Origin of the sequence: Aquimarina litoralis (assembly GCF_039523995.1) — a bacterium.
GTDB classification, from domain to species: Bacteria; Bacteroidota; Bacteroidia; order Flavobacteriales; family Flavobacteriaceae; genus Aquimarina; species Aquimarina litoralis.
Genome location: NZ_BAAAGE010000006.1, coordinates 97,116 through 116,905 on the forward strand (window position 1 = coordinate 97,116; position 19,790 = coordinate 116,905).

Here is a 19,790-nt window from a genome sequence, read left to right on the forward strand (position 1 = left end):
TAAACGTTAAAAGAAATAATTACATGAACAAATACATCACTTTGATGCTTTTTGTAGCAATCCTATCTTCAAAGATTTCTGCTCAGCAATCAGCAATTTACACTAATGAATTAGTGCTTTACAATCAAGCACTAGAATTGTATAATAACAAACAGTTTTTGGCTGCTCAAAATCTGTTTGATAAGGTAAGAGATGCTGTAGATGATGAAAATATCGATGCAGAATGTACGTACTACATTGCCAACTGTGCTGTTTGGTTAAATCAAAAAGGAGCAGATGATCTCATGGAGGAGTTTGTGGTGCAATATCCAACCAGTATCAAACGTAACGCAGCCTATTTAGATGTTGCTAATTATTATTTCGATAACGGAAAATATGCTTATGCACGTAAATGGTACGATAAAGTGGATCAGGGTAATATGAGCCGTTCTGAAAAAGAAAAGTTCAATTTTAATAATGGGTACGCTTATTTTAAAATTCAACGTTTTAATGAAGCCAAAAAGTTCTTGACTCAGGTAGAAGAAACAGATGAGTATGGAGCACAAGCAAAATATTACTTAGGTTTTATTGCTTACGAAGGAGATAATTATCAGGAAGCAGACAAGCTTTTTGATGAGGTGAAGGACTTAGATAAATACAATAAAAACTTGTCGTACTTCCAGAGTGATATGAATTTTAAATCTGGAAAATTTCAAGAGGCGATTAATGATGGATTAAGTCAATTGCCTAGATCGAAACCTTCCGAAAAATCGGAACTTCACAAGATTATAGGAGAGAGTTATTTTAATCTTGGCGAGTATGATAAAGCCATCCCACACCTAAAAGCCTATAAAGGAAGAAAAGGAAAATGGAATAATACAGATTATTACCAGTTAGGGTACGCTTATTATAAAGGAGGCGATTATCAGAATGCGATTTCAGAATTTAATAAGATTGTCGATGGGCGCAATGCGACCGCACAGAACGCATATTATCATTTGGCAGAATCGTATCTTAAGTCAGATCAAAAGCAGCAAGCATTAAATGCATTCAAAAATGCTTCAGAAATGGATTTCGAAGCAAAAATAAAAGAAGATGCATTGTATAATTATGCCAAGTTGAGCTATGAAATCGGAAACTCTTATGAGAGTCCTTCTAAAGTACTTTTGTCATATGCAGAAGCGTATCCAAATTCAGAGTTCAAAGATGAGATTCAAGAATTATTAATCAGCTCTTACATCACTTCTAAAAATTACAAAGAAGCGATGGATCTATTGGAAGGTAGTCGTAATTTCGAGGATAAGGTAGTATATCAAAAAGTTGCCTTTTTAAGAGGAGTAGAACTGTATAACGAAGCCAATTATGCCGAAGCAAAAAAGTATTTTGATAAGTCTTTAGCACAACAAACCGATCCTAAATACACTGCCAAAGCTATCTATTGGAAGTCTGAATGTGATTATTTGCAAGGTAATTTTGAAGAAGCACTCATCGGGTTTAAACAGTTCAAAGGACAAGAAGGTAGTGCTGGTACGAATGAAAATAATGATATAGATTATAATATTGGATACACTTATTTTAAATTAAAGCAATACCCACAAGCGGCAAATTCTTTTGATAGCTATGCTAAAAATAATGGAATAGACGAAGTTCGATTGACTGATACCTACTTACGATTAGGAGATAGTCATTTTATTTCTAGTAAATATTGGCCTGCGATGGAAGCTTATAACAAAGCCATTAAAAAAGGAGGAGCAGATGCTGATTATGCACATTATCAGAAGGCGATTAGCTATGGATTTGTGAAAAAGAATGATAAGAAAATCAGTGATTTGGAAATGTTTCTAAAAAAGTATACCAGATCAACATATCGCGATGATGCTATGTTTGCACTTGGGAACACATATGTAGCGGAAAACAAAACTCAAAGAGGTATTGATGCATATGATAAATTGATTAGAGAGATTCCAAGAAGTTCTTATGTGCCTAAAGCATTGCTAAAACAAGGGTTGATCTATTATAATGGAGACCAAGGTAATAAAGCGCTGTATAAATTTAAACGAGTAGTAGCAGACTACCCAGGAACCGAAGAAGCGATTCAGGCAGTAAATACGGCTAGATTAATTTATGTGGATTTGGGGAGAACAGATGAGTATTCTAGTTGGGTAAAAGGCTTGAGTTTTGTAGATGTAACCGATGCAGATTTAGATAATACTTCATATGAAGCTGCGGAAAAGCAGTATTTAGAGAATAATGATAATGCTGCGATTGCAGGATTTCAAAAATATTTGGATGAGTTTCCAACTGGGATTCATGCGTTAAAAAGTCATTTTTATCTGGCACAATTATTTTACAAAAAAGGAGATAAGCAAGCAACTATTCCGCATTATGAGTATGTATTACAAAAAGAACGAACAGAATTTACGGAGCAAGCGTTGGCACGATTATCTCAGATACATTTAGAAAACCGAAGCTATGAAAAAGCTATTCCAGTCTTAGAAAGATTGGAAAAAGATGCCGATTTTCCACAGAATATCATTTTTGCGCAGTCGAATCTTATGAAATCACATTATCAGTTAGTGCATTATCAGGAGACGATTGCTTATGCAGAAAAGGTATTAGAAAATCCTAAAATTCAGAATGATGTCAAAAGTGATGCGCAGATTTTTATTGCCAGAGCAGCACTACAAACTGCTGATGATGCCAGAGCCAAAAGAGCCTATGCCGAAGTTAGAAAAATCGCCACTGGAGAATTAGCAGCAGAAGCGTTGTACTATGATGCTTATTTTAAAAATAAAGAAGGAGATTATAAAGGGTCTAATGAAACAGTACAAAAATTAGCAAAAGATTTTTCGGGATACAAATTATACGGAGCTAAAGGTTTGGTCTTAATGGCTAAGAATTTCTATGGATTAGAAGATGCCTACCAGGCAACCTATATTTTAGAAAGTGTGATCAAAAACTTTGTCGACTATCCCGATGTAATTTCCGAGGCAAGATCAGAACTCAAAAAGATCAAAGCTGAGGAGGCAAAAACAAATTCATCCATCAAAACCGAACAATAATAATCAGTTATAAACGATTTTCCATTTATGTCTAGATATATTAAGAAATTATTTTCTTTTACCTGCGTAATTGCTTGTAGTATTTCATCATTATTTGCACAGGAAGAAGAAGAGACTATAGAAACAGAACGAGTAGTGATCGTAAAAACATATACGCCAACGATAAGTGATGCGTTTAAGGTAAAATCTACTCCAATTTTAGACGACTCTGTTACACAAAAGAAAAAGCAATTACGATATAGTATTTTTTCGGTTCCGGTTGCCTCTACCTTTTCACCAGCAAAAGGAAGAGCTGCTAATATCGATAAGCCTAAAAAAATACCGTTATATGATAATTATGCGACCTTAGGTTTTGGAAATTTTACATCCGTATTGGCCGAGTTTTACAGCAATTTTCAGTTAAATAGAACAGATAATATTGGTTTGTATTTACATCATAATTCTTCGCAAGGAGGAATAGAAGATGTCGTATTGGATGATAAGTTTTACAATACGTTTTTAGATTTAAATTATACATCACGTACAAAAGATTTTACATACGGGATAGAAGTAGGTGCCGAGCACCAGTTATATAATTGGTATGGGTTGCCTGATATTCCTGTATTGACACAAGCACAAATTGATGCAATTGACCCTCAACAGAATTATTTTGGGGCCAAGTTGGGGTGTAAATTGCAATTCGATGACCTATATTTTAAGAGAGCTTCTCTAAACTATCGCTATTTTGGAGACGCTACCAGTACTGTAGAACATCATGCCATTTTTAAACCTACTTTCGAGTTTGAAATCGTAGACGAATTAGTAACTACAGATTTTATTATTGATTATTTAGGAGGTGGATTTGATAGACCTTTAAACCTAGCATTACAAACGCCAAATGATTTTAGTATCCTAAATCTAGGAGTTCAACCAAGTTTGGTTGTATTACGAGATAATTTAACTTTAAATCTAGGTGCGGCAGTATTTTTTAGTATCGATAGCCAGAATAATGATAATGATTTCTTTATTTATCCAAAAGTAACTGCATCGTATAGATTACTAGACGAGACGGTTATTGCTTATGGAGGTTTAGAAGGAGGGCTACAACAAAACACGTATAGAGATGCCGTACAGGCAAATCCTTATGTCTCACCAACACTATTTTTAACCACTACACATAACCAATTTGATGCTTATGTAGGTTTCAAAGGAAAAATATCGGATGTAGTAAGTTACAATTTCAGAGGAGGTTATGCTTCGGAAAATGATAAACCTTTATTCGTAAACAACAGACCAGAAGTTGTACAATTAGAAGGGTTCGATTTTGGTAATTCTTTTTCATACCGATACGATGATATCCTGACTTTAAGTGGATATGGAGAATTGAATTTTAATATCAACAAGAAATTTAAACTAGGCATTACCGGAGAATATTATAATTACAATACAGATGATGAACAAGAGGCTTGGAATTTGCCAGAATTAAAAGCATCCGTATTGTTAGATTATCAGATCACAGATCAATGGTTTGCAGGAGCACAAATGTTTTATGTTGGAGAACGAAAAGATATTAATACTGCAGTGCCTTTTGCGGCACCAACACCCGAAGCAACTGTGACCCTAAATAGTTATTTTGATGCTAATGTAAATTTAGGGTATCGATTTAATGAGAAACTATCAGTTTTTGTAAAAGGTAATAACTTGGCAGGTCAGAATTACGAACGCTGGGCAAACTTTCCTGTACAGGGAATCCAGGTATTAGGAGGAATTACCTATAAGTTTAATTATTGATCTAATAATTCTTTAAAACAAAAATTCTTTATTAGCAATTTCCAAATAAAAACAGTACTTTAAGTTGGTAATTGGAAAAGAGATGAATAGGAAGCATGTAGTTTTTTGGATACTGTCGTTATGTTGGATAACAGTTTTTTCACAGGAAAATTTTAAAGTATATTATCAGGAAACGGATGATGGATATAAAATTCTAGCTGATAATGGTGAGTTTTGTCCGGTTTCTGTAGAGATTGATTTTAAGATCGAAAATCTTACTTCTAGTATTGGGGATATTAAGATTATAGAAGTCCCAGAGCAAACTACGCAATTTTATATTGCAGATCTTACGGTGGTGGATAGAAAAAAAGCATTGCGCTTAGGTTTTAGTGTACGCTATAACCATGGAGATCACTTGCAAGAAGACTATGATACCGATTATGCATATCATCTTCCTTTTAAGAAGGGAACGGAGCATATGGTTACGCAAGGGTATAATGGTACCATTTCACATCATAATGAAAATGCATTAGATTTTAGAATGCCAATTGGCACTCCAATTTATGCAGCCAGAGAAGGTAAGGTTGTTTTGGTAGAGCAGAGTTTTAACAAGACATGTACAGGAGAAGATTGCGCCAGATTTAATAATTACATTTTGGTGTATCACTCCGATGGCACATTTGCAGAATATACACATATCAAAAAAGATGGCGCTATAGTAGCTCCTGGAGATCTCATAAAAAAAGGACAACATATTGGATTTAGTGGTAACGTAGGTTGGTCTACAGGTCCACACCTGCATTTTATTGTTTTTCTACAACGGTTTAATGATCGAGAAACTTTACCCACAAAGTTTCTGATCGGGAACGGAAAAGAATTTACCCAATTGGAGGAGGGAAAAATGTATCGTAAATCGTATTAGTATAAATTATGAAAGAGTATTTTAAGATAAATAACATCGATGTTGGATTTGCGAATCACCCAACAGTAGGAACAATATTCACCAAAGGAGCTCTTAATACAGAAATATTTGTTAGGAAAGGAAAGCTAAGAATTAGTCTGCTCACGCCATCACTTACCATTACAGATCAGATGCATAACGGAATGTTGAGTGATCCATATTTCGATAATCTTCGTCATATTGATTACTTACGTATGGTTACTTATTATGATCTGGAAGTAGAAAGTGGCGCTTACAATACACAAATTGTTTGTCCGTATGGTAACAATGCCACAGGTTTCGAAACCTATGGTTTTCCAGAACCTATTCGGTTTCATGGAACTATCGATATTCAAGAAGGGTATGTCGCTATAAAAGGAGAATTCAGAAATTCTTATGGTGATGAAAAACCAAGTATTCCAGTAGAAGTTATAAAGTCTTTTGAACCCAAAAAATTACTTCCCAAAAGAGGAAAATACACTTTAGATCAGGCTAGAGAAAAAGATCCTGAAGAAGTTTATGCACTTCATATCGGAAAAGGAACGTTTAAAGAATTTCCGGAAGAAGTATTGGGTTATAAAAATCTGGAAAGCCTGTGGGTAGGAGGACAAGCGCAGTTTGATTTTAAAATACTTCCAGACGCATTTTTTGAGCTAAAAGAATTGCATACCATTCAGTTTTATAATAATACAATTGGTGAAGTTTCGGAGAAAATAGAACAGTTATCTAAATTAGAAGAATTAATAATAAGATCTGGAAACTTGGTTACACTACCTGATAACATATGTGAGTTAGAACAACTTTCTAACATAAATTTTGAGTATAATCAACTTACGTCGCTACCTGAAAATATTGGTCTATTACCTAATCTAAAAGAACTAAATATTGTTGGTAATAGGTTTAAAGAACTACCCAAAAGCCTTAATAATATTTTTAGCGTAAAAATCGATCGTAAACATAGAAAACTATATCAGGATACAAATTATAAAAGTAAAAACCCAAACGGGATTGACGAAGCTTTATATGATTTATCTAGGTATCCTAACGAAAAGCAATATCTGGAAAAAATAATCCTTGATATTCCAGAATTGGTGTCGTTTAAAGATCTAATTTTGGAATATAGTTCCATAGCTACCTATTTAATACCTGATATTGCAAGAAAAGAAATTACAATTGGCGCTTCGAAAGTTGGAGGAACTCCAGATTTACCAAAAGAGTGGGAGCATCCTACTAATAAAAATGGTAATTTTTATATTTTTCATGCACAGATTAATTGCGAAGAGGCAGCTTCTTTTCAGTCTTATTTACCAAGAAAAGGAATGCTGTATTTTTTTGTGAACGACGAGGAATACGCACAGCATCCAATTGTATTATATGCAGAAAGTGATCAAGAACTGGTTAGTACTTCTTACGATCAAGATACTAAGTTTACCGATAGCGATTTTGATGGAAATCCTAGAAATGCGGTGGCTTTAAAGTTTCAAAATGCGATAAGTATTCCTAATGTTTATAATTCCATGAATCATGGCGAAGAACGTTTTCCGAAATATGCATTCTTATTTCAAGATGATTCAGATGAAGCATACGATCGCATGGAATTGTTAGAAGAGTATATAGAACAATTAGAAGATAAGATAAACACACCGTTAGCTTTTGATAATGGTCATATTCAATTAGCTTCTCATAGTATACATAGTTCTGTATTTACACAACATGAATCACCACAGGAAATTGCAGCAGCCAAATTTGGAGGAGAACCTTCAGAGTGGATGGTGTTATTAAATATGGAAAGTGTTGGAGAGTTTAGTTTTTGGGATGCAGGTACACTAACCTATTGCATTCATAAAAAAGATCTAGCTATTCAGAACTTTTCCAATATTAGCAGTAGTATAGAGAGTAGTTAAGTGTTGTCTTTGGTTAGTGAGAAGAATTCTCACTAGACGTGATTGAGTAATGATAAATTAATCTAAAACTTAGGTACCAACCCTTAAATTACCATATTAGAAACTTCCAGAAAATTAGTATATTTATAAAGAGAATCTTTCTTATACATATCACAACCACTAACCAATACATAACATTATGAAATATCTAAAATATCTACTGATCGCAGTAGTCGTAATCGTATTGATCTTTTTTGGAATAGGACTTTTTACTTCTTCCGTTTCTTACGAAAATGAAATCGTTGTCAATAAACCAGCAAACGAATCTTGGGCCGTAATGTCTGATGAATCTAATCTACCTAAATGGATCGAGGGTTTTATAAGAACAGAACATGTAAGTGGCACACCTAATACGGTAGCTGCGGTTTCTAACGTTTACATTGATGAAAGGGGAGAAGAAATGATGATGACAGAAACCATTACCGCTATGAAACCCAATGAACTTATGGCAATGGTTTTTTCTATGGATTTTATGGATATGGAGTATGAAATGTCTTTTGATGAGGATAATGGTAAGACTACCATAACTTCTAAATCAGTGATAAAAGGAAACAGTCTGATGGCTAAATCCATGATCGCTTTGATGAAAGGTGGTATGAAAGAACAAGAGGATAAAAACTTAGCCGCGCTTAAAAAACTTATCGATGATAACACCAAGGATTACGCTTTAGAATAGTACATTAGAATTATCAAAAGTAACCTTACATTCATAAGAAAATAGGATCATAAAGTAATTACGGAATTTGAGAATATTAACCAAAGGCACATATTACGGAAAACAAAATTCTGAAATTTCATTCAATGGTGTTTTGTTATCGCGATATGACTACACAGCAGAACGAACGGATTGGCATTATCATGAAAACCCATATTTCATGTATGTGTTAGAAGGAGACATGAAGGACTGTAATAAAAGGGTAAAGACGCTCTGTCCTTCGGGTAGTTTGATGTTTAACAATTGGCAAGAACCACATTTTGGTTCTAAACATTCGTCCAACGCGAGTGGATTTCATCTAGAGTTTGAAAAAAACTGGCTCCACAAGCATGGGATCTCTTTAGAGGTTTGGGAAGGTAGCCAACTGATTCATAATCCAAAATTACATTTTCTTTTTGCAGAAATTTATCGCGAATTTATCCTGTCAGATACCTTTAGCGATGTGTCAGTAGAATTATTACTAGTTCAGGTGTGTGATGCGTTGAGCGATGTAAAACAAATGGAAGCGCTGAAACATCCAGATTGGGTACGTCATCTAAAAGAACTCCTACATTATGATGGTACTCCTTTATCCTTGGAGTATTTGTCCAAAGAACTGAATGTTCATCCAGTCCATATTTCTAGAGCAGCGCCCAAATACCTTTCCATGAGTTTGGGAAAATATATAAGACAGCAGAAACTAAAAAAAGCGATTCCACTATTATTAAACACCTCTAATTCATTAACAGAAATCACTTATGAAGCAGGCTTTTCTGATCAAAGTCACTTTAATCGTGTCTTCAAATCACATTTCGACATGAATCCGAGTCATTATCGAAAGAAAATTATAAAAAACTCCTGATGTTAATTTCATACAATTTCTAAAGTTGGTGATGCAATACATTTGTTGCTCAAAACTTTTACATTTATGTACAAACACTTCACAATTTTAGTTTTTATCGTATGCACTGCTTTAATGAGTTGCGCACAAAGTCCTAAAAAGAATTATCAAGGCGAATGGGTAGGGCATTTGCCTAACAAAAACACCTTCAACTTCAAAGTAACCCTAGAAAAGTCGGAAACTAATACCTACAATCTTACCATTACAAATGATCAAACAATCATTGATAAAAAACTAACATCGACTAGCACGGAAGGTGTTCAATTAAATATAAATCAGCAATTGTTTTTTGAGTTGGAGTATGAAGAAGATGGAAAAGCATTGGTTGGTTTTATCAAAAGTGGAAAGTTTTTGTACAGAACTAGATTTCATAAAACTGCAAAAAATCGATACGAAGCAGATTGGAATCCATTTATGATTAACAATAGTTTGCAATCCGATGATATCGATTTATATGTAGAACATACCGAGAGTAGCAACATCGCTGCCTATCCTTTCTTTGGAGATCAACGGTTTAGAGGTGCCTGGACCAAAGATTTTAAAAAAGAAGGAAACATATTGTCATTTACCGATGGTAATACTGGTTTTAATTTTAGAGCAAAACTATTGATAGATAACATCGAACTAGAAATTTTATTAACAGATGTAGTTTTAACCAAAACTACTTTAACCTTTGCCAAAGATGGTTGGGAATATTCGCAGCATCCAATACCACAAGTACAAAATACAGATACACCAAAGCAATTAGAAGATGGTTGGGCTACTGCCAATTGCAAAGATTTTGGAATAAATACTAGTACGTTAGAAACACTTATCCAGGATATCCGTAAAGAAGAACAAATATTTACTCATAGTGTTCTTATTGCCAAGAGAGATACTTTAGTTTTTGAAACCTATTTCAAAGGTTTTAATGAAGGCATTCCACATGATTTGCGATCCGCATCCAAGAGTATTTCGTCTGCCATGATCGGGATTGCGATAGATGATCAAATTATTAAAGGAGTAGACCAAAAGCTATATGATTTTATTCCCGAAAAGTTTCAGTATACCAAAGATCCTTTAAAAGCTAAGATAACGCTACAAGATTTACTAACAATGAGCAGTGGTTTAGCAGTAAATAAAGAAGCTTCAGAGAATACCTATCAGAATCCAAGTAATCCTAATAGTTGGTTACAAACAGTATTAGAAGCTCCAATGGTGAAAGAACCAGGAAGCTATGCCGATTATGGATCTGCAAATCCTTTTTTACTGGGAGTTTGTTTACATGAACGGTTGAATATGCCATTAGAAAATTATATGGATGAGAAGTTATTTGCACCACTTGGCATCAGAAACTATATCAATCAGACCGATGATACCGAAAGCATTCCATATTTTGGTGGCGGAATGTTGCTAACACCAAGAGATTTATTAAAGTTTGGACAGTTATATCTGAACAAAGGAACATGGAAAGGACAACAGATTATTTCTGAAAAATGGGTGCAAGAATCCTTTGGTAAATACAGGAGATTACAGGATACAAATGACAAAAATCAATATGGGTATTTATGGTGGCATGATGTGTATGAAGTAAAAGGAAAAAGCATTGAAACCTTCGAAGCCAGAGGAGCTGGTGGACAGTTCATTTTTATCGTACCAGCATTAGAAACGGTGATAGTGGTTACTTCCGGAAATTTCAGAAACAGAAAAGGAAACCACCCAAGAGATCTTTTACAAAAATTTATCCTACCAGCGATCATAGAATAAGTGAAACACACAAGAGTTCTCAAAGTATAATGATGAAGAGAGATATAGAATAATATACAAACTCCTTATTTCCAATTTTGCAGACAAATACTGCCACTTTGCAGAATATAATTTATAGTTATAAATTAAAAGATGATTTTTGTAGTAGTAATTCACCTCAGTGGTAAGACCATAAAGAGTTGGATTGAAAAAGATGTAGATGTATAGGCAAACCTAGAACATTTAGATCTCTATTATCGAGTAAACTTATAGCTGTTCATCGTGAAGAAGTCAATCATTATTGGATTACAAATTGGATTTTGGTTATGCTATTTAGTATTAACAATTATTCTGGTATATCTCTCAGTAGCAAGTGAAGGCAATGAAATTGTGGAGCAAATGATGGTGCGATCTTTTTATTTTTCGATAGTTCCATCCGTTATTTCTTATTACTCATTTTATTTTTTGGTATTCCCCAAAATTCAAGAAAAAAGGATACTACTGTCGATCATATATGCTTTTGTTTTCTCGATTGGCGCAGCCTTCATCGGAAATGTATTGATCTATGTATTCCTGGGAAAGGAGAGTTTAACAGAAGCTCAGGAATCGGTTACCGTAGGTATCGTGTTTATTTCTTTTGTCAGTTTTATCGTTGGAGTGATCGCATTAGTGACCAAAGGATTTATTACTTGGTATGAAGAATTAAAAGTAAAAGAAGCACTGAAGCAAAAAAATCATGAAATGGAAATGGCTTTGGTAAAATCACAGCTAGATCCTCATTTTTTATTCAATACCCTTAATAATATTGATATTCTGATTCTTAAAAATGCAGAAGAAGCTTCCAATTACTTAAACAAATTATCAGATATCATGCGTTTTATGCTCTTTGAGACCAAAACAGACAAAATTTTGCTCACCAAAGAACTGGAGTATATCGAAAAGTACTTAGCACTGCAAAAGATAAGAACGGCCAATGAGCGCTATATCAATTATCAGATAACAGGTTCACCAAAGTGTAAAGAAATTGCTCCGATGGTTTTTCTTCCTTTTATTGAAAATGCTTTTAAACATACTTCTAATAAAAAAATCGACAATGCCATTACGATTCATATCTTTATAGAAGAAGGAAGTATTCGGTTTGAGTGTGCGAACAAGTTCAATTCCAATAGGAAAGTAACGCATATGAATCATGGATTAGGAAATGCACTGATCGAAAAAAGGTTGGCACTGCTGTATCCCGAAAAACACACTTTAGCTATCGTAAAAGAAAAAGAAGAATATAAAGTACGTTTGATAATCACCGAGTAAACTATTGAGTAGCATCTAAAACTCGATTATCGAGTAAATTTTAAAGAATTGAATCACGAATGACACCATATTCATGCATTATTATCGAAGACGAACCTTTAGCACTTGAGAGAACTAAAGAATTTGCAGAGAAAATTCCTTTTCTCAATGTTGCTGCTACTTTTGACAATGCATTAGATGGTCTCGCTTTTTTAAAAGCAAATACCGTAGATGTAATCTTCCTGGATATCAATATGGACGAATTATCGGGTATTGAACTGTTAGAAAGCTCCAAGATTACGAGTGAAGTAATTATGACTACTGCTTATCAGGAATATGCCTTAAAAAGTTTTGAACTTAATGTTACGGACTACCTATTAAAACCTTTTACTTTTAATAGGTTTTTACAAGCGGTGAATAAAGCTCAGGAAAATCTAGAAAATAAAACCCAAAAGCAACAACCAGATTTCATTTTTGTAAAGACAGAAAATCGATTAGAAAAAATCAATCTTGCAGATGTTTTATATATCGAAGGAATGCGAGATTATCGCCGAATACATATGCCAGATAAAAGAATTATGACACTGCAAAACTTTAAAGAATTTGAGCAGATCATTCCTACCAATTTAGTTTGTAGGGTTCATAAGTCCTATATGGTTTCTATTAGTAAAATTGATTCTATAGAACGAAACCGAATACGAATCGGAGAACAACTCATTCCCATTTCCGAAACCTATAAAGCTTCTTTTTTTCAGCAAATCAGTACCAGTAAATGGTAAGGTTGTGTGGATTAATATTCAATAGGCTGAATTCTAAGTTAAAATACTATATTATTGTCAAACTGAGCTTGTCGAAGTTCTTAGTCAGCTGATTTTTAATTTGTCTTCGACACTTGTCCGTTTATGGAGGAGAGTCAGACTGACAAATACAAGTTCTACATACTTTTTAGAAAACCTCTTTCTAAATATATAATTAATTTATAGTATAGTGCTGATGTGTATTCTAGTTAATGCAAAGTTTGTAGTGTTTTTAGTTCTTTTAAATTAGTGTTTTAATAATACAACTAATACATCTCCCTAAATCCCTCTTCTAAAGAGGGATCTTTGACTCCTCTCCTTTGAAACGACGTCATGACAGTGATGGGCGAGTTAGCGCGTTGGGAAGGGTGAGGATGTTTTTTAAAACAAAAAAAAATGTAAATGATTTAAAATTAGTGTTTTATATTTTTTATTACTTATAGCTTGCTATAAACTAATATGCTATATATCTAAATAGTCTCCATTCGAGTAATTTTTTCATAATGGGATGTAGAAAAATTAGCCCGCCTCCAGAAGGTATCGAGAATAGCTTTTATTCTCAACGATAATTCTCATAAATCTCAAAACCTTTTGCAGATAGAAAATCCGCTTTTGCAGAGACATATCTCCGTCTTGCATAGTAAAGTTTTATAACCATTCACTTCACTAGATATTTGCTTCAGTATTAATTGTGTAATCCAGTAAAAAATGAAGTAATGAGAACTTTACGAATCAAATTATTGTTATTCATCATCGCCACGGTATCTGAGATGGCAGCGCAGGTAACAATTCCAAACGGTGATTTTAATCAGTTCGTAATGATCCGATGTCAAGATCAGGAATATGAACTACCAGTAGGATGGAAAGAACATCCTAAAAACGAACGATGGAGACAATCCTATAACGAAGGTTTTGCTTACAAATATGAATTACCAGATGCCAATGAAAATGCCTTGGCATTGCATAGAGGATATCTCGCACAAACCAATGAAATTCTAACCAGTTTTTTTGTTACCGAGAATATCCAACAACTACAATTGACTGGACGATATAAATTTTCAGGATCAGATATCGATGAGGCAGAAGACGTACTACGAATCATCGTTATTTCTTCGGAAAAAATGATCCAAACTATCTCAGATACACATCTGGAAGATGCCAATATTTTGGATATAACCACGCCCAAAGCCCAATTCGATAGGTTCTATTTAGAGATAGACAAGATCCAAAAGAATACCTATGTCACCATTGCGATTCAATTAATATCCGGTAGCGATGATAGTTTTTATTGGGGGCAATCCAATGCCGTATTGGATGATCTAAAATTTGTACCCAACCATCGCATCACAGCCATACACTAACATTTCAATCCATTTAAAAAATACAAACAGATGAAAACAAACACTATAGACCCAAGAATATTATTATCCACCTTGTGGATTGTCATTTTATTTAATATGATCGTAAGAGATTTACACGAATTTTTGCGCGAAGGATATATCGAACATATGATGTCACTTCAAATCCCAGAAGTAAATATGTTGGTATATGGGTTCGTATCTCAGATTCCAATTTTAATGATCTTATTATCCAGAATATTAAAAGACAAAGCCAATACGTGGTACAATACCATTGCAGCGATCATAACGTCACTAGGTTTTCTAAGCACATTACCTAACGCAGATATGGATGATATCTTCTTTGTAGTGATCGAAAATATCTTACTACTCGTAATCATCAGAGTTTCCTGGAAACTATCCAATCCACTCTCAAAACCAAATACAGAGCAATTATTATAAACTTAATATGAGTTTAATACCACAAAATTTACGTCAGTCAGAGTGATCCGCTTTGGGCGGATTGTATCGAAGACAAGTAAATTTTGAAAAAGGATCTAATTATACTAAACCAAAGCTGAAAGAGTACACCAAGATGTCACACCAAACCATCCAATAAAAATCTTACCCAGTTTAGGGATTTGACCTAATGAGTTTGAAATGGCCTATCAAAAAGAACTTTAAAAATCAAGGCAGCAGCGAGGGCTTGGGGATGAAAAACTGTTTGAGCGATAGCGAGTTTTTTTCATCCGTGGCTGAAGGTGGCGTAGCATTTTCTTAAGTTCTTTTTGTAAGCCTAGACTTTTTTGTTTTGTCATCCTGAGCCTGTCGAAGGGTTGGCAATGAAAAAAAGAAAAGAAGCTCCATCAAAGTGAATTAAATAAAATTAAATTCATTTTATCGGTCTGAAAAAAAATGTTTTATAAAAAACGTCAATGATGCCCTCTAGAAGTGTAATCAACACAAACAAAAAACATATGATACATATAAAGAAACTATTAATAATCGCATTACTGCTATGGATGATAGCAATGAATGCACAGCAACAAGATCGTTCCTCATTTTTTGTGGGATACGAAACCTTTGAAATGACGATGAATAAGTTCCAGAATTTTGCGGGAGAAGTAGGCTATCGTTTTAATGAAAAACATCAAATCCGACTCATGATCGGAGAGGTGAATCTCACCGAAAGGCATTTGTCTAGTAAGTGGGAATCTGCAGCGGTGGATGGCGACAATGTAGAAGGCTATTTTCGTATTTATGAATTGTACTACGACCGGTATTTTGGAAAGCGGAAGAACTTTTACTACAGTGGTAGTATTGCCTATGTAAAAGATGAATATAATCATCTGATCTCTACCAATCGTTTGGTAAATGAAACCGCTACCGTAGGAGTTGCGATTGGATACCGAAAAGAAAATATATTTGGGATCAAACATTTATATACCAATATCTCTATCCCTTTTCGGTATTACTTTAATAACATCCCAGAAACGCAGTGGGAAGGCGCTACGATTAACGCACACCGCTTTGTAAACAACTTTTGGTTCTTTATCGGCTACCAATTTTAAAACCAACCAAGAACCCGAGCACTGAGGCGTCACGCTGAGCTGACACAAAATTTACGTCAGTCAGAGTGATCCGCCTCTAGCGGATTGTATCGAAGACAAGTAAATTTTGAAGAACAAAAATGAAGCGTACACCGCGGTTTCATCCTGAGCCCTTCGACAAGCTCAGGACAGCGCCTGTCGAAGGGTTGGTAATGAAAAAAAGAAAAGAAGCTCCATTAAAGTGAATTAGATAAAATTAAATTCATTGCATCGATTTGAAAAACAATGTTTTATAAAATACGGCAATAGTAGCCTGTCGAAGTGCTCTCGAAGTGCGGTACAGTAATCATGCAGTGTCACACTGAGCTTGTCGAAGTGCTCCCAAAGCACAACCACTCACACAACAAAACCAGCAACTTATACAAGCTGGTTTTTTTATTTGGGGAAATTTACGTTTCTTTAGTGGGGTTTGTAAGTAGGTACAAATAGATTAAATACAGTTAGAATAAAACGATAGGTTGGTATACACCTACTTTATGAGCAATTAGATCAAAGATAGATAAATGAAAAATGACTTTATAAAAAGTAATTGGCATGAGATAGAATTATCTAAATCTAATGTGAGTATACAGTCCATTGAGTTTAGAAATTCAGACAACCTCAAATCTTTTAGAGAAAAATATAATAACTCTACTTTTGTACGATACAAAGACAAAGTCTATATATGGGATGATATTGATTTTCATGCTGCCTCAAAAGAATATGTTGATAAAGGTCAACATGATTATTTATTAATCAAGCTGATCTCCGAGGCATTATTATCACAATTCTACCATGAGGCAAAGCTATTTATAGTCAGATCTTATGGAATAATAAGAATAACGGATTATCGACTTGATATATCGAATAATGATTTCCCTTATTTAAATACTTACCGACACTACAATCTAACTTTCAGTCCAATAAATGTAGATGGAATCACAAGTCTTGGATTTAATATCACTTGTGGAATAAGCCATCAGTTGACATGGGGAATTGAAGACTTTGAAACTAACGATCTTTCAACTAGTGGTTTAACGATTTTAGAAAACGGAAAAGTAAGAGCAGATACAGTATCCATATATAAAATTAGTAACCTTTTTGGAGATTCAAGCAAGCTTAAACAGTCAATAGACAAGTTAACAGAAGAAAGCATAAATATCTCTTGCTGTAATTCTTTTGTAAATGAATTTTTCGTTAACGGGAAGAATTACAAATTACCTGACAACCTTGAAATATTGAATATTCGAAAGATTAATTTCTCGGAAATTCAAGATACTAAAGGATATGGATTTGAACTTTTGCCTAATCCAAAATTCTATTTCTACGGAAACTCAACTCCCCCTGAAAGTGCAGATAAGTTTCCTATGAGAAGTAAGATAAAATATAATAAACCAACCTCTTATGATAGCTTTGAAAATAGGACAATAACAATCGGTGTTGTTTTTCCAAAACCAAATCATTTGAAAATTTCAAGATTTATGAAAGCTGTTCAAGAAGAGTTATGCGAAATTTATAGAATTCAAAAATCAAATTTTGAATATATAACATTTCCAATCGAAGACTCACAATTAAGTTCATATCAATCAGTATTTCAGGAAACTACAGGAATTGATTTAGCAATAGTTGTCGTAGATGAAATTCATGAATTGTTACCAATAAAAGATTCTCCCTACTACTTTTGCAAGGCAGAATTTATTAAGAGAGGAATAAATAGTCAAGAGGTTCAAATACAGCAAATAAATAAATTCATATCCGATCAAGAGTCTGGTTATTCCAATTATGCGGATCACAATATTTCACTTAACATCTATGCAAAATTAGGCGGAACTGCGTGGACCGTTAAGTCTAATCCAAAAAATAGAAACGAGCTAGTAATAGGTGTTGGAGCAACAACGGATTCTGAAGGAACTCCTCAAATCGGAATGACTTCAATATTCCAAGGTGATGGAAAATACTTAGTGGGTAATGTAGCTGCAGTGACAAGTATTGTTGACTATAATAAGCATTTAAATGAAGTGTTATCCCGAAACATTCAAGATTGTTTGGACTCCAAAATTTTGGATTCCGCAAAACCAATTTATTTAGTTTTTCATTTATTCAAGAAACCAGGATATCATAATGAAATTGATGCACTGAGTAAAATGATTTCAGAATTCAGTGGTTTAAACTTTAAGTATTCTTTTGTCTATGTAGGTGATGGTCATAATTTTAGGTTTAACAAGTATCAATTACAAGAACATGAAGCAATGCCTCTTCTTAAAGATTTGCCGAGAGGCACCTTTATAAAAGTAAATGATTCATTAGGATTTCTTTCGCTAAGAAAGAATAGTTCAACTTGTTGCAAAATAGAAATAGACGACAGATCCAATCTTATTGATATAGAGTATCTTTCTAAACAGGTATATGATTTTTCCAATCTTTCACATTCTAGTTTTAATAAGCAAGCATCTCCAGCAAGTATCAAGTATTCTAAACTTATGGCACAAATGAGCACAAAGCTAAAAACGATAGAAGGATTCTATATGTCTCATATTTCAATGCCGGATAATTCCCCTTGGTTTCTATGATATTAGCTTCCAAAATATCAGAACTTGAAAATAGATTTTTTAATATCTCAGAACTTCAAGGATTATGCCTAAAGTATTATCTAGATGGTTCTTTTTCATCAGGAGAAGATGTCGAATCAATTTTATCTACTTACACTGGCAATTTAGAGAAATCAGCTGTCTATGGATATTTAGGAATTGAACTTGATCATTTAAATTTTGACGGAATATTTAAACAAATTAGTAACATTACAATTAAGAAATCACTTTCAATATTCCACATAATAGGAATTTGTATCCTATTCAAATCACAAAATGATTTTAGGTATCAAGCTATATTAAAAGATTGGTTTGAGAATCATTCAGTTCGGATAAAGTTTCTAATCTCAAGATTCTTTAGAGGAGAGTACCATGACCTTTTTAAGGCTAGCCTTAGAAAACAAGAAAATGAAAATAAGGAAATCATAATACTGAAAAAAACCTATTGTAAAGACTTCATTGAAAATATTGAATACGAAAATAATGCTTCTTTTGATGATGTAATTCACTTAATGATATTACAAGAATACAAACAAAAACAAAAAACTATATACGAAGACAAAAAGGAGCAGTTATGGCAATCAGTATTTTTTGCAACAAGAGATATACAGAGTAAGCATAAGGTTTATAATAACAATGAAGATCAATTTAATAGTGTACTTCATTCTATGCTTTCGATGAATTACATTGTCGAAAATCAAAGTCAAAGAGGATTATCAAGTTCCGAAAAAACGTTTGGTGAATTGGACATCGGAGTATTTACAAAGGAAAATAAATATCCATTGGCGATTATTGAAGCTTATAGAATTTCCTCAATTGATAAATCTTATATCTCTAGGCATTTAAGAAAACTTACTGTGAATTATGATCCAAATGGATTATCTAGAAATTACGCAGTTGTTTATGTTAGCGCTAATAACTTTCAAGAAACTTGGATTAGATATTTGGAATTTTTAAAAGAGTTTGAATATCCAGAAAAAATAGAAGTAATTACAATAACTGATGATACTAGTAATCATCCAAATTTCACCAATATAAGGATTGGAATTGTAATATTACAGAATAATAGTATGCCTATTGAAGTCTATCACATTTTCTTAAATATGAAAAATAAAGGCACATAACACTATGTACGACGGAATATTCTTTGCAATCATACTCCGTATAATTTATAAGTACAAACAAAATTATATCGTATA

At 33.6% G+C, this 19,790-nt stretch carries 14 protein-coding genes; all 14 read left to right on the top strand.

What is annotated here, in order from left to right; genetic code table 11:
* The first annotated feature begins 23 nt into the window (after positions 1 to 23).
* Complete coding sequence (locus ABD077_RS22590) at positions 24 to 3,041, top strand: tetratricopeptide repeat protein (protein WP_343914476.1); 3,018 nt, start codon at positions 24 to 26, stop codon at positions 3,039 to 3,041.
* A 27-nt stretch (positions 3,042 to 3,068) separates the two neighbouring features.
* Entirely contained in the window at positions 3,069 to 4,811 is a 1,743-nt protein-coding gene (locus ABD077_RS22595) for a TonB-dependent receptor (RefSeq protein WP_343914477.1), read from the top strand.
* 82 nt (positions 4,812 to 4,893) lie between these two features.
* The gene (locus ABD077_RS22600; protein ID WP_343914478.1) at positions 4,894 to 5,712 is read left to right on the top strand and encodes a M23 family metallopeptidase; all 819 of its coding nucleotides are present in this window, start codon (positions 4,894 to 4,896) and stop codon (positions 5,710 to 5,712) included.
* An 8-nt stretch (positions 5,713 to 5,720) separates the two neighbouring features.
* Positions 5,721 to 7,634, top strand: a complete 1,914-nt coding sequence (locus ABD077_RS22605) for a DUF1963 domain-containing protein (protein ID WP_343914479.1) — start codon at positions 5,721 to 5,723, stop codon at positions 7,632 to 7,634.
* Between the two features lie 178 nt (positions 7,635 to 7,812).
* Entirely contained in the window at positions 7,813 to 8,349 is a 537-nt protein-coding gene (locus tag ABD077_RS22610) for an SRPBCC family protein (RefSeq protein ID WP_343914480.1), read from the top strand.
* Between the two features lie 67 nt (positions 8,350 to 8,416).
* Positions 8,417 to 9,229, top strand: a complete 813-nt coding sequence (locus tag ABD077_RS22615; RefSeq protein ID WP_343914481.1) for a helix-turn-helix domain-containing protein — start codon at positions 8,417 to 8,419, stop codon at positions 9,227 to 9,229.
* Positions 9,230 to 9,295: 66 nt separating this feature from the next.
* The gene (locus ABD077_RS22620) at positions 9,296 to 11,014 is read left to right on the top strand and encodes a serine hydrolase domain-containing protein (protein ID WP_343914482.1); all 1,719 of its coding nucleotides are present in this window, start codon (positions 9,296 to 9,298) and stop codon (positions 11,012 to 11,014) included.
* A gap of 261 nt (positions 11,015 to 11,275) precedes the next feature.
* Positions 11,276 to 12,301, top strand: coding sequence for a sensor histidine kinase (locus ABD077_RS22625; RefSeq protein ID WP_343914483.1), 1,026 nt, complete (start codon positions 11,276 to 11,278; stop codon positions 12,299 to 12,301).
* Between the two features lie 59 nt (positions 12,302 to 12,360).
* Entirely contained in the window at positions 12,361 to 13,059 is a 699-nt protein-coding gene (locus ABD077_RS22630; RefSeq protein WP_343914484.1) for a LytR/AlgR family response regulator transcription factor, read from the top strand.
* Positions 13,060 to 13,793: 734 nt separating this feature from the next.
* Positions 13,794 to 14,438, top strand: coding sequence for a hypothetical protein (locus ABD077_RS22635; RefSeq protein ID WP_343914485.1), 645 nt, complete (start codon positions 13,794 to 13,796; stop codon positions 14,436 to 14,438).
* Between the two features lie 30 nt (positions 14,439 to 14,468).
* A complete protein-coding gene (locus tag ABD077_RS22640; RefSeq protein WP_343914486.1) occupies positions 14,469 to 14,876 on the top strand; it encodes a DUF6326 family protein in 408 nt (135 codons plus the stop codon).
* A gap of 515 nt (positions 14,877 to 15,391) precedes the next feature.
* A complete protein-coding gene (locus ABD077_RS22645; protein WP_343914487.1) occupies positions 15,392 to 15,985 on the top strand; it encodes a hypothetical protein in 594 nt (197 codons plus the stop codon).
* Positions 15,986 to 16,527: 542 nt separating this feature from the next.
* The gene (locus ABD077_RS22650; protein WP_343914488.1) at positions 16,528 to 18,573 is read left to right on the top strand and encodes a Piwi domain-containing protein; all 2,046 of its coding nucleotides are present in this window, start codon (positions 16,528 to 16,530) and stop codon (positions 18,571 to 18,573) included.
* Positions 18,570 to 19,715, top strand: coding sequence for a hypothetical protein (locus tag ABD077_RS22655; RefSeq protein ID WP_343914489.1), 1,146 nt, complete (start codon positions 18,570 to 18,572; stop codon positions 19,713 to 19,715). Before ABD077_RS22650 ends, ABD077_RS22655 begins: the two co-directional genes overlap by 4 nt.
* Positions 19,716 to 19,790 lie beyond the last annotated feature (75 nt).

Coding starts and splice junctions, on each gene's coding strand:
- ABD077_RS22590 (WP_343914476.1), top strand. CDS start 24: ATGAACAAATACATCACTTTGATGCTTTTTGTAGCAATCCTATCTTCA.
- ABD077_RS22595 (WP_343914477.1), top strand. CDS start 3,069: ATGTCTAGATATATTAAGAAATTATTTTCTTTTACCTGCGTAATTGCT.
- ABD077_RS22600 (WP_343914478.1), top strand. CDS start 4,894: ATGAATAGGAAGCATGTAGTTTTTTGGATACTGTCGTTATGTTGGATA.
- ABD077_RS22605 (WP_343914479.1), top strand. CDS start 5,721: ATGAAAGAGTATTTTAAGATAAATAACATCGATGTTGGATTTGCGAAT.
- ABD077_RS22610 (WP_343914480.1), top strand. CDS start 7,813: ATGAAATATCTAAAATATCTACTGATCGCAGTAGTCGTAATCGTATTG.
- ABD077_RS22620 (WP_343914482.1), top strand. CDS start 9,296: ATGTACAAACACTTCACAATTTTAGTTTTTATCGTATGCACTGCTTTA.
- ABD077_RS22630 (WP_343914484.1), top strand. CDS start 12,361: ATGACACCATATTCATGCATTATTATCGAAGACGAACCTTTAGCACTT.
- ABD077_RS22635 (WP_343914485.1), top strand. CDS start 13,794: ATGAGAACTTTACGAATCAAATTATTGTTATTCATCATCGCCACGGTA.
- ABD077_RS22640 (WP_343914486.1), top strand. CDS start 14,469: ATGAAAACAAACACTATAGACCCAAGAATATTATTATCCACCTTGTGG.
- ABD077_RS22645 (WP_343914487.1), top strand. CDS start 15,392: ATGATACATATAAAGAAACTATTAATAATCGCATTACTGCTATGGATG.
- ABD077_RS22650 (WP_343914488.1), top strand. CDS start 16,528: ATGAAAAATGACTTTATAAAAAGTAATTGGCATGAGATAGAATTATCT.
- ABD077_RS22655 (WP_343914489.1), top strand. CDS start 18,570: ATGATATTAGCTTCCAAAATATCAGAACTTGAAAATAGATTTTTTAAT.